Annotated in this window: 7 protein-coding genes; 5 read left to right on the top strand and 2 right to left on the bottom strand. The window is 65.7% G+C overall.

Annotation, left to right across the window (positions count from 1 at the left end; all coding sequences use genetic code 11):
* The first annotated feature begins 844 nt into the window (after window positions 1-844).
* Genes QQL87_RS16010 through QQL87_RS16030 form a run of 5 tightly spaced genes read left to right on the top strand, consistent with a single transcriptional unit; the run spans window position 845 to window position 8,349 of the window.
* On the top strand, window positions 845-3,691 hold the full coding sequence (locus QQL87_RS16010) for a bifunctional transaldolase/phosoglucose isomerase (protein ID WP_284419738.1): 2,847 nt from the start codon (window positions 845-847) through the stop codon (window positions 3,689-3,691).
* Between the two features lie 14 nt (window positions 3,692-3,705).
* Window positions 3,706-4,743: a phosphogluconate dehydrogenase (NAD(+)-dependent, decarboxylating) gene (gnd, locus tag QQL87_RS16015; protein WP_284419737.1), complete on the top strand. Its 1,038-nt coding sequence runs from the start codon at window positions 3,706-3,708 to the stop codon at window positions 4,741-4,743.
* Complete coding sequence (zwf, locus tag QQL87_RS16020) at window positions 4,740-6,263, top strand: glucose-6-phosphate dehydrogenase (protein WP_284419735.1); 1,524 nt, start codon at window positions 4,740-4,742, stop codon at window positions 6,261-6,263. The genes gnd and zwf overlap by 4 nt, the downstream gene beginning before the upstream one ends.
* Before the next feature lie 3 nt (window positions 6,264-6,266).
* Window positions 6,267-7,517 (top strand): 6-phosphogluconolactonase, encoded by a 1,251-nt coding sequence (gene pgl, locus QQL87_RS16025; protein ID WP_284419734.1) that lies wholly within the window; start codon window positions 6,267-6,269, stop codon window positions 7,515-7,517.
* Between the two features lie 19 nt (window positions 7,518-7,536).
* On the top strand, window positions 7,537-8,349 hold the full coding sequence (locus QQL87_RS16030; RefSeq protein ID WP_284419733.1) for a Cof-type HAD-IIB family hydrolase: 813 nt from the start codon (window positions 7,537-7,539) through the stop codon (window positions 8,347-8,349).
* A 23-nt stretch (window positions 8,350-8,372) separates the two neighbouring features.
* Here the strand turns inward: QQL87_RS16030 and QQL87_RS16035 are convergent, their stop codons facing one another.
* Complete coding sequence (locus QQL87_RS16035; protein ID WP_284419732.1) at window positions 8,373-10,184, bottom strand: glycoside hydrolase family 15 protein; 1,812 nt, start codon at window positions 10,182-10,184, stop codon at window positions 8,373-8,375.
* A 40-nt stretch (window positions 10,185-10,224) separates the two neighbouring features.
* Window positions 10,225-12,177, bottom strand: coding sequence for a 4-alpha-glucanotransferase (gene malQ, locus QQL87_RS16040; RefSeq protein WP_284419731.1), 1,953 nt, complete (start codon window positions 12,175-12,177; stop codon window positions 10,225-10,227).
* Window positions 12,178-12,398 lie beyond the last annotated feature (221 nt).

Below are 12,398 nucleotides of genomic sequence, written 5' to 3' on the forward strand. Positions count from 1 at the left end.
CGCAGCCGCGCGCCTCTGGAATGATTCACCTGCGACGGCCGATCGCCGAACGTTACGCGCTGGCTCCGCGCCGGCCTGCGTCTGCAGCGTGACAGCATGCGTCGTCGTGACGACCTCACCCAAATGCGACGCACCGAGGCGAGGGAGTTGAACACATGCGCTCAGCGACCGACCGCGCGGGGCCGATCTCCACGCACATGTCGTGACGTAACGGATCGTCGAGGGCAGCCGGATCACTGCAGACCGAACATTGCCGTGATGAGATTGCGACTCATCGGCGACGAAGCTCCTCAGCCGGAGAGCATGATGGGCTGTTTGCTCGCGCGGGGGACTCGCAGACCTCGCGGCTGACGCAAGCAGCTCGCCATGATCATTTGCGAACGACACCATCACCTGGAACACATGTGGCAGCTTTCCAGCTTTGCAAGAAGCAGGCTCGCTCATTGGCACGATTTGCGGAGGTCTCTTCTTTCACTTCTCTCATCGTGTCGCCTGCTGGCGCCAACCGCCCGCCTCACCGCGGGCGTCCGCAGACCGCCTGGGCCGGCAGAGCGTGAGCGCGGCGGCTCCTGGCGGCCCGCGACGACCATCGCGGAAACGTCTCCAGGGCGATGCCGCCCCGACCGCATCCGCGTCACGCAGCCCCCGCGAATCTCTTGGGATTTTCTCTTGTCTCTCGGGATTTTCTCTTGGGATTTCATTGGGATTTCATAGGGATCAATCCATTATGAATGGCGTTCTCCCATCGGCTGGCGCATAGTTGTTCATACGAGGTCCATGTCGGTCCGGCAGGATGCCGGAACGGGAACCCAAAAAAGCAAGCCGACGCACATAGATAGGCATCATGAATCCGGTCAAAGCTCTTGAAGAACACGGCCAGGCGGTCTGGCTCGATTTCCTCGCACGCGGCTTCGTCGCCAAGGGCGACCTCAAGCGGCTGATCGACGTCGACGGCGTCAAGGGCGTCACGTCGAACCCCGCCATCTTCGAGAAGGCGATCGGCAGCTCGGATGAATATGACGCGCCGATCGCGAAGGCGCTGAAGAGCGGCGACCGCTCGCCGACGCAGCTGTTCGAGACCGTTGCGGTCGAGGACATCCAGAACGCCGCCGACGTGCTGCGCCCGGTCTATGACCATTTCGACGGCAATGACGGCTTCGTCAGCCTCGAAGTCTCGCCCTATCTGGCGATGGACGCCAAGGGGACCATCGCCGAGGCCGAGCAGCTCTGGAAGGCGGTCGGCCGCAAGAATCTGATGATCAAGGTGCCGGCGACCGATGCCTGTCTCCCGGCCATCCAGCACCTGATCTCCAAGGGCATCAGCGTCAACATCACGCTGCTGTTTGCGCAAGGGGTCTACCGGCAGGTCGCCGAAGCCTACCTCGCCGGCCTCGAGGCCTATGTCGCCGACGGCGGCGATCCCCAGCATGTGGCGAGCGTGGCCTCGTTCTTCGTCAGCCGCATCGACAGCGTCGTCGACAAGCAGCTGGACGAAAAAATCGCCCAGGCCAACGACCCCTCGGAGAAGGAGCGCCTCGCGGCGCTCAAGGGCAAGATCGCGATCGCCAACGCCAAGATGGCCTATCAGGACTACAAGCAGCTGTTCGCGGGCGAGCGCTGGGAGCGGCTGGCTTCCAAGGGCGCCAAGCCGCAGCGGCTGCTGTGGGCCTCCACCGGCACCAAGAACAAGGACTACAGCGACGTCCTCTATGTCGAGGAGCTGATCGGACCCAACACCGTCAACACCGTGCCGCCGGCGACGCTGGACGCCTTCCGCGACCATGGCAAGGTGCGCGACAGCCTCGAAGAAGACGTCGAGGCGGCCCAGACGGCGCTCGACGATCTGGCGAAGACCGGGATCTCGCTCGCCGACATCACCGCTGACCTCGTGATCGACGGCGTCAAGCAGTTCGCCGACGCCGCCGACAAGCTGTATGGCGCGGTCGCGCACAAGCGCGCCGTCGTGCTCGGCGAGGGACTTGGGCAGCAGTCGATCGCGGTTGCTGCTGATCTCGAGAAGAAGGTCCAGGCCGCCACCGAGGACTGGCGCAAGTCCGCCAAGATCCGCCGGCTCTGGCACAAGGATGCGACGGTGTGGACCGGCGCCGACGAGCACAAATGGCTGGGCTGGCTGACCAGCGCCGAGAAGGCCGACCTCGCGGACTATGAGGACTACGCCCAGCGTGTGAAGGGCCAGAAGTTCTCCGACGCCGTCGTGCTCGGCATGGGCGGCTCCAGCCTCGGACCGGAGGTGCTCGCCAAGACCTTCCCGCGCAAGGCTGGCTTCCCCAGGCTGCACGTCCTCGATTCCACCGATCCGGCGCAGGTGCGCGCTATGGAAAAGGCGATCGACATTGCGAAGACGGTATTCATCGTATCCTCGAAATCGGGCGGCACCACCGAGCCGAACGCGATGAAGGACTATTTCTTCGCCCGCGTCAGCGACGCAATCGGCGCCAAGAAGGCCGGTCACCGCTTCATTGCCGTGACCGATCCCGGCTCGTCGCTGGAGAAGGCCGCCAAGGCACAAGGCTTCGCCCGCATCTTCCATGGCGAGCCGACCATCGGCGGCCGCTACTCGGTGCTGTCGCCGTTCGGCCTGGTGCCAGCAGCGACGGCCGGCATCGACGTGCGCAAGCTGGTCACGCAGGCATTGTCGATGGTGCGCTCCTGCGGTCCCGACGTGCCGCCGCTGCAGAATCCCGGCGTGCAGCTCGGCCTCGCGATGGGGCTCGCTGGTCTCGACGGCCGCGACAAGGTGACGATTTTCGCCTCGCCCAAGGTTGCCGATTTCGGTGCCTGGGCCGAGCAGCTGATCGCCGAATCCACCGGCAAGGAAGGCAAGGGCCTGATCCCGATCGACGGCGAGCCGATTGCATCGGCTGAGCTCTATGGCAGCGACCGCTTCTTCATCGACATCAAGGTCGATGGCGATGAGGATCGCGATCACGACGCCAAGCTCGCAGCGCTCGAAGCGGCCGGCCATCCCGTCGTCCGCATCGTGATGAGCTCGATCGACCAGCTCGGACAGGAGTTCTTCCGCTTCGAGATCGCCACCGCGGTGGCCGGCGCCGTGCTGGGCATCAACCCGTTTGACCAGCCCGACGTCGAATCCGCCAAGATCAAGACTCGTGAGCTTACCGCGGCGTTCGAGCAGAGCGGCGCGCTTCCCCCGGAAGAACCCGTCATCGCCATCAAAGGCTGCGAGCTCTACACCGACGCGCACAATGCCGAGAGCCTGCGCGAGCATGGCGCTGACGGCACCCTCGCCTCCTGGCTGAAGGCGCATCTCGACCGGGCCGGCGCAGGCGACTACATCGCGCTGCTCGGCTATATCGAGCACAACGGTGCCAACACCGACGCCTTGCAGCGCATGCGCCTCAGGCTGCGGGAGACCAAGCATCTCGCCACCTGCGCCGAGTTCGGCCCGCGCTTCCTGCACTCCACCGGCCAGGCCTACAAGGGCGGACCGGACAGCGGCGTGTTTCTGCAGATCACCGCCGATGATGCGCAGGATCTGCCGATCCCCGGCCAGAAGGCCAGCTTCGGCGTAATCAAGGCGGCGCAGGCGCGCGGCGATTTCGACGTGCTCACCGAGCGCGGCCGTCGCGCGTTGCGGGTGCACATCAAGGGCAATCTGAAGTCGGGCCTGAAGATGCTCGACAGCGCGATGTCAGAAGCGCTGAGTTAGGAAGGGCCTCGCAGATGCAGTTGGGAATGATCGGTCTCGGGCGGATGGGCGGCAACATCGTGCGCCGCCTGATGCGCGCGGGGCACTCATGCGTGGTCTATGATCGCGACGCGAAGGCGGTCGCGGCCCTGGTTGCCGAGGGCGCGACCGGCGCCGCGAGCCTGGAGGAGTTCGTCGGCAAGCTCGCGACGCCGCGACATGCCTGGATCATGCTGCCGGCCGGCAAGATCACCGAGGCGACGGTCGAGCAGTTGACCAAGCTGATGAGTGCGGATGATGTCATCATCGACGGCGGCAATAGTTTTTGGCAGGATGACGTCCGTCGCGGCAAGGCTTTGCAAGAGCGCGGCCTGCACTATGTCGATGTCGGCACGTCAGGCGGCGTCTGGGGGCTCGACCGCGGCTACTGCATGATGATCGGCGGCGACAAGCCGGTCGTCGACCGGCTCGATCCGATCTTTGCGACGCTCGCTCCCGGGATCGGTGACATCCCGCGCACGCCGGGCCGTGACGGCCGCGACCCGCGCGTCGAGCAGGGCTATATCCACGCCGGCCCGACCGGCGCCGGCCATTTCGTCAAGATGATCCACAATGGCATCGAGTACGGCCTGATGCAGGCCTATGCCGAAGGCTTCGACATCCTGCGGCACGCCAACAGCGAAGCGCTGCCGGAGGCGCATCGCTTCGACTTCGATCTCGCCGATGTCGCCGAGGTCTGGCGGCGTGGCAGCGTCATTCCGTCCTGGCTGCTCGACCTCACCGCAAGCGCGCTGGCGCGCCAGCCGGGGCTGGAAAAATATTCCGGCTATGTCGAGGATTCCGGCGAGGGCCGCTGGACCGTCAATGCCGCGATCGACGAGGCCGTGCCGGCCGAGGTGCTGACGGCGGCTTTGTTCGCCCGCTTCCGCTCGCGCCAGGAGCACACCTTCGCCGAGAAGATCCTCTCGGCCATGCGCGAGGGTTTTGGCGGCCACAAGGAGCCTGAGCAGCATCCTGATCCGGCGCGCCAGAGCGCGCCTGAGATCGTCAAGCCGAAGGCCGACCGCGCGTGACCCCTCTGCATCCTCACCAGCCGCCGCACCAGAAGCCCGACGCCTGTGCCTTCGTCATCTTCGGCGTGACAGGAGACCTCACGCACCGGCTCGTGCTGCCGTCGCTGTACAATCTTGCGGCCGGCAATCTGCTGCCGGATCGCTTCTGCATCGTCGGCATTGCCCGCAAGGGCATGTCGAGCGAGCAGCTGCGCGTCAATCTGATGGAGGGTCTGCGCAAATACGCGACCCGCCCGGTCGAGGACGAGATCGCGCAGCGCCTGCTGCAATGCGTGACCGCGATCGAGGCCGATCCGAAGGAGCCGGACAGTTTCGATCAGCTGAAGGACAGGCTGGAAAAGCTCGAGGCCGCGCGGGAGACCCACGGCAACCGGCTGTTCTATCTGGCCACGCCGCCCGGCGCCTTCGCCCCGATCGCCCAGCAGCTCGGACGCGTCGGACTGCTGAAAGAGGATGGCAAGGCCTGGCGCCGGCTGGTGGTTGAAAAGCCGTTCGGCACGGATTTGGCGTCCGCCAAGAAGCTGAACGACCAGTTGCTGGAGCTCGTGACCGAGCACCAGATCTACCGGATCGATCATTATCTCGGCAAGGAGACGGTGCAGAACATCCTGGTGCTGCGCTTTGCCAACGGCATGTTCGAGCCGATCTGGAACCGGCATCACATCGATCACGTGCAAATCACCGTCGAGGAGAAGCTCGGCGTCGGCACGCGCGGCAGCTTCTATGACGCCACCGGCGCGCTGCGCGACATGGTGCCGAACCATCTGTTCCAGTTGCTGTCGCTGGTCGCGATGGAGCCGCCGGCCCGGTTCGATGCGCACACGGTGCGCTCCGAGAAGGCCGAGGTACTCTCGGCGATCCAGCCGCTCACCGAACGGGAAGCGCTGGCGAATTCGGTGCGCGGCCAGTACACCGCCGGCGTGATCGGCGACACCGATCTCGCGGACTATCGCAAGACCAAGGATGTACGCGCCGACAGCGCCACCGAGACCTACGCCGCCCTCAAGCTCACCATCGACAATTGGCGCTGGGCCGGGGTGCCGTTCTATCTGCGCACCGGCAAGGCACTCGGCGCCAAACGCACCGAGGTCGCGATCAAGTTCCGCCAGGCGCCGTTCGCGATGTTCAGCTGCACGCCGATCGATACGTTGGCGGAGAATTATCTCGTAATCGGCATCGAGCCGACCCAAAGCATCACCCTGCAGTTCAACACCAAGGTGCCCGGCCCGACCATCCGCACCGACGGCGTGCAGATGACGTTCAACTACAAGGACTATTTCCAGGCCGAGCCGGCCACCGGCTATGAGACGCTGATCTATGACTGCATGATCGGCGACAACATCCTGTTCCAGCGCGCCGACAGCGTCGAGGCCGGCTGGAAGGCGGTGGAGCCGTTCATCGAAGCCTGGAAGAAGGCCGGCCGCGACGGCTTGCATCACTATTCCGCGGGAAGCGAAGGTCCGGAGGCCGCCGCCGATCTGCTGGCGCGCGACGGCCGCAGCTGGCGCAAGCTGGCCTGAGCGATGGGCAGAGCGTCTCCCGAGCTGGTGCGCGTCGCCGACAAGGCGGCGATGGCGCAAGCCGCCGCCGATCTCCTGCTCGCGCGGATCGCAGCCAATTCCGGCCGGATTGCCATCTGTCTCACCGGCGGCTCCAGCCCGAAGCAGCTCTACGAGCTGCTGGCGACGGATGCCTGGCGTGAGCGCATTCCGTGGCCGCGCGTGCACTGGTTCATCGGCGACGAGCGCTTCGTTCCGGCAGGCGATCCCCTGCACAACATGACGATGGCGCGCCACGCCTTTCTCGATGCCTGCGCGCCGGCGGCCAACATCCATCCGATCCCCACGGACACGACCAATCCGGACCGCAGCGCGCGCGCCTATGAGCAGGAGCTGAAGGCATTTTATGGCGCTGACCAGCTCGATCCGGCACGGCCGCTGTTCGATCTCGTGCTGCTCGGCATCGGCCCTGACGGTCATATCGCCTCGCTGTTTCCGGGCTTTCCGGCCGTCGAGGTCAGGGATCGCTGGGTGGTGGGCGTCGACAAGGCCAACGTTGCGCCGTTGGTGCCGCGGGTCAGCCTGACGCTGCCGGCGCTGGCGTCATGCCGCGCCATGCTGTTCGCCGTGGCGGGCGCCGACAAAAGCCCTATCCTGACGCGCGTGCTGGCGGGCGAGGAGCTGCCGGCCAACCGCGCCCGCTCGAACGGCACAACGACGTTTCTGATCGATGCAGCGGCATGGCCATCCGCGCCGGAAGCGCCGCATGCCTTGATCATCATGGGCGTCTCGAGCTCGGGCAAGAGCACGGTCGGCGAAGCGCTGGGCCGGCGGCTCGGATGGCGGTTCGAGGATGGCGACAGCTTTCATCCGCCGGCCAACGTCGCCAAGATGAGTGCGGGCCACCCGCTCACAGACGCCGATCGCTGGCCCTGGCTGCAAGCGATCGCCGACGAGATCGCGCGCTGCCGCGCCAAGGGCGAGCCCATCATCATCGCCTGCTCGGCGCTCAAGAAGGCGTATCGCAAGGTTCTTGTCGGCGACCGCGAAGACGTTCGCCTCGTCTATCTTAAGGGAGGCCGGGAGCTGATCGGCGACCGGATGGGTCACCGATCGGGGCACTTCATGCCGACGGGCCTGCTCGACAGCCAGTTTGCCACCCTGGAACCACCCAGTGCTGACGAGCATCCCATCACGGTCTCGGTCGATGCGCCGGTCGCGGCCATCATCGACGCCATCCTGCAACAGCTTCAGATTGGTCAGGCCCGCGCCTGACTGCGAAGGGAAGGGCCTCATGACCCGCATCGCTCTCGTCGTGTCCGACGTCGACGGCACGCTCCTGACCAAGGACAAGGTTCTGACCGAACGCGCGGCCAAGGCCGCTCGCCAGCTGCGGGAGTCCGGGATCGCCTTCACCATCACCTCAAGCCGCCCGGCGATCGGCATGGGCTTTCTGATCGCACCGCTGCAGATCGACCTGCCGGTCGGCCCTTTCAATGGCAGCTCGATCATCGGTCCCGACATGCGCCCGCTCGAGCAGAGCCTGATTCCGACCGGGGCGGCCGAGCGCTGCGTCGATCTCCTCCACCAGCGCGGCGTCGACATCTGGGTGTTCACGAGCGACGCCTGGCTGACACGCAATCCCGATGGCGACTACGTGCCGAACGAGCAGCGGGCGATCCGCGCCGACCCGACCATCGTTGGCGACTTTGCGCCCTATCTCTCCGGCGCCTGCAAGATCGTCGGCGCCAGCCGTGACTTCGAATTGCTGGCCCGGTGTGAAGGCGAGATGCGCGAGCTCCTGGGGGCGGAGGCGACCGCCGTCCGTTCGCAGAGCTATTACCTCGACATCACCCCGCCCGGCCGCAACAAGGGCACCTTCGTCACCGCGATGGCAGATCGCCTCGGCATTCCGCTCGACCAGGTCGCGACCATCGGCGACATGCACAATGATGTCGCGATGTTCGATGTCAGCGGGCTGTCGATCGCGATGGGCAATGCCAGCGACGATGTGAAGAGCCACGCCAGGCGCGTGACCACGTCCAACCAGGACGAAGGCTTTGCCAACGCCATGGAGATGATCCTGGCCGAAAACGCGCAAGGCTAGACGGCGAGAGCGGGCACGCGAAGCTAGGAGTCCGAGCGCTGCTTGGCCGGCTTGTCGGCGGCCATCCTGGCGCTGCTGAGATTCTGCGCCGTATTGATCAGCGCGATATGCGTCAGCGCCTGCGGAAAATTGCCGGTCTGCCGGCGCGCTTCGGTGTCGTATTCTTCCGCCAGCAGGCCGACATCATTGGCGATGCCGACGACGCGCTGGAACAGCGTCTCGGCCTTGGCGATGTCGCCCGCGAGCACATGCGCATCGGCGAGCCACAGCGTGCAGGCCAGGAAAGCGCCCTCGATCGGCTGCTGCTCGTCCGGCGACAGCTCGCGCGGGTCATGCCGCAGCACGAAGCCGTTGCGCAGCAGATGCTGCTCGATCGCCGCGATGGTGCCGCGGATGCGCGGATCGGAGCTCGGCAGAAAGCCGACGGCGGGCAGCAGCAGCAGGCTCGCATCGAGCAGCCGCGAGCCATAGGAATCGACGAAGCTGCCGAGACCGGAATCGTAGCCCTGCTCGCAGACGTCGCGATGAATGGTGTCGCGCAGCCGACGCCAGCGGTCGAGCGGCGCCTCCAGGCCAAACCGCTCGGCGCTCTTGATCGCCCGGTCGAACGCAACCCAGGTCATGACCTTGGAGAACACGTAGTGGCGGCCGTCGCCGCGGCGCTCCCAGATGCCGTGATCGGGCTGGTCCCAGACATCGGTGAGATGGTCGAGAACCGCGCATTCGAGCGCCCAGGTGCCGTCATCGAGCTTGAGCCTGCTCATCCGCGCCTGGTGGAAGGCGTCGATCAGCTCGCCATAGACGTCGAGCTGCAGCTGCGCATGCGCGGCGTTGCCGATCCGCACCGGCTGCGCGCCTTCGTAGCCGGAAAGCCATTCGGCCTCCCACTCCGTGAGCCGGCGCTGCCCCATGATGCCGTACATGATCTGCATGCAGGCGGGAGCGCCGGCCGCGGCACGCAGCAGCCAGTTGTGCCACGCCAGCGCTTCCTCGGTATAGCCGGAGTTCATCAGCGCCAGCAGCGTGAAGGTCGCATCGCGCAGCCAGCAGAACCGGTAGTCCCAGTTGCGGCGGCCGCCGAGCTTCTCCGGCAGCGACGTCGTCGGCGCCGCCACGATGCCGCCGGTCGGACCATAGGTGAGCGCCTTCAGCGTGACGAGCGAGCGCATCACGAGGTCACGATGCGCTCCCGTGTAGGTGCAGCGGCGCGACCAGTCCGACCAGAACGCCTCTGTGTCGCGCAGCGCCTGCTCCGGATCGATCGCCTTGGGCACCGGAAGATGCGAGGGACCATAGGTCAGCACGAACGGCACGGTCTCGCCTTCCGTGACTTCGAACTCGGCGACGGTGGTCATATCCTCGCCGCGCGTCGGGACCGGCGTATGCAGCACCGCCATGTCCGGGCCGCAGATGGCGAGCAGCGCGGAGCGGTCGTCGGATTGCCTGACCCAGGGAATCTCGATGCCGAAGCCGAAGCGGATGATCAGATCCATGCGCATCGCCACCCGGCCGGAGACGCCGCGCACCAGTCGGACGACGTCGGAGGCGCTGCCGCGCGGCGGCATGAAGTCCATCAGTTCGACCGTCCCCGTCGCTGTCTCGAACCGGGTTTCGAGGATCAGCGTGTCGCCGCGATAGCGGCGTGTCACGGCACTCGCCGCGTCCCGCGGCGCGATCAGCCACCGACCATTGTTGTGATCACCGAGCAGCGCCGCGAAGCAGGCATCCGAATCGAACGCCGGCCAGCACAGCCAGTCGATCGATCCGGTCCGGCTGACGAGCGCGGCCGTCTCGCAGTCGCCGATCAGGGCATAGTCTTCGATCTTGCAGGGCATTGCACATCCGATTGTCTTGCCCCCGCAAAACCATCGCTGCTCACGCGCTCGCCGGACTGATCCGGTCGGCGGTGACGGCCTTCAGCGCCTCGACATTGGTCGCCGCGGCGACGTCCTCGAGATCGAGCGGCATCCTGCGGCGCCAGTTCGGATGCTCGTCGATCGTGCCGGGAATGTTCGGCTGATCAACCACGCCGAGCAGATCCTCCAGCGAGATCGCCAGCAGCCGCGAACGCGTCCGCGACAGGAAGCTGATGGCTGACAGCACATCATGATCCTGGATGCCGTTATGGCGCAGCACCTCGTCCCACAGCCCGAGCGCGCGCCAGCGCTCCTCGTCGGTCTCGCCCGGATCGATGTCCAGTCCGCGCTTGGTCTTGAGGTCGCCGAACGTGCGCCAGCCGGCATAGGTCGACAGATCATGCGTATTCAGCGTGACCAGAGCGTTCGGCGGATAGGCGTCGACGTCGCGGAAGCGGCCGTTCTCGTCGCGCTCGAAGATCATCACCTTGTAGGACCACAGGCCCCAATCGGCCATCTGCTCGCGAAACCCCTCCGGCACGGTGCCGAGATCCTCGCCGATCACGATGCAATTGTTGGCGTCGCTCTCGATGGCGGTCGCCGCCAGCAGCGCATCGAACGGCATCTGGACATAGGCGCCCTGCTTGGCGGGAAAGCCGTGCGGCACCAGATAGAGCCGCTTCAGGCCGAGCACATGGTCGAGCCGGATCGCGCCGGCATGGCGCATCGACGCCCTGATCATCTCGCGGAACGGCTCGAAATTCTTCAACGCCAGTCCCGGCGCATTGAAGCCGGCCAGGCCCCAATTCTGTCCGACCGTGTTCAACGGATCGGGCGGCGCACCGACCGACAGCGTCCGCGAAATGGCGCCCTGCTCGTTCCAGGCGTCGAACCCGTCGGACTGTACGCCGACCGCGACATCGAGATAGAGACCGACCTTCATGCCCAGCCGATGGGCCAGGTCCTTGCTGTGGCGTAGCTGCCGTTCGGCGAGCCACTGCACATAGGCGATGAAATCGGCCTCGCGGCGGTCCGGACCATTCAGCAGCGCCGCGCAGCGGGCCGCGTCGGGCTGCCGCCACTCCTCGGGCCAATCCCACCAGGGCTGCTGGAAGCGATGCCGCAGCACCTCGAAGCAGGTGAAGCGCGCGAGCAGCTCACCGCGCTCGGCGCGATAGGTCTTGAACTCCGCCGCCTCGGCGCTGTCGGGCGTCATCATGAAGGCGTCGAAGGCGGCCCGCAACGCCGGCCATTTCAACGCCGCCACGCCCTCGTAGTCGACCAGCTCGGCCTGCCGCAGCGGCTCCAGCAGCTTGGCATCCGGCCCCTTCTTGAAACCCGGCGCCTGCTCGACATCGACATAGAGCGCGTTGAGAAACAGCCGGCTGTTCGGCGCATAGGGACTGAAATCGCCCGGACGATCATCGAACAGCGCGTGCAACGGATTGAGGCCGACACCATCGGCGCCGAGCTTGGCGCAGAGATCGATGAGATTGGCGAGATCGGTGAAATCGCCCATGCCCCAGTTGCGACGCGAGCGGATGCCGTAGAGCTGCACCGCGAGCAACCAGACACGGTCGAAATCGCCCGAAAACGCCTTCTCTGGCGTCACCAGCAGCGGCAGCTCCTCGCGGCATGACGACGCATCCGACAGATCCAGGCGATAGCTCCCCACCGGCAGATCGGCCGGCCAGTCGACCAGCGCCTCGCTCGCTTCGCCGCGCGCGATCTCCGCATCGCCCTGCTTGATTGTCCATGTCACCGGCAGCTTGGCCGCGTCGCTGAGGCGGCTGCGGGCCGGCTGTCCGGACCGAATCACGATCGCGCCACTGAGGAGCTTTTGCGGCGTTGGCCTGGGAAAGGCCTCCACGATGATTTTGAGCGCCGCTTCGTCGGTGACGCGGCGCTGGCCCTGACCATCGTAGAATTCTGTCAGGATTCCGAGACTATGAGCTTCGCTGAAGAGATCCATTGGCACGCGATCTTGGACGTGGCAGGACGCACGTCGTGAAATTGTTGTTGAACAGCAAGAGGATAGACCTCTAACGCGCCGCACTTGCGAGCGTTCCCTCTGGGAACAAAAGCGAGCCCTGCGGCTTGGTATGGGGTCGTCTCGGGTCCTAGCGAACCGGGACACCGATTTCTTGTCAATGGCATCACAGTGAACAAATTTCAGCACACGTTCGAGAGCGT

This window comes from Bradyrhizobium sp. SSBR45G, from assembly GCF_030159255.1.
Lineage (GTDB): Bacteria > Pseudomonadota > Alphaproteobacteria > Rhizobiales > Xanthobacteraceae > Bradyrhizobium.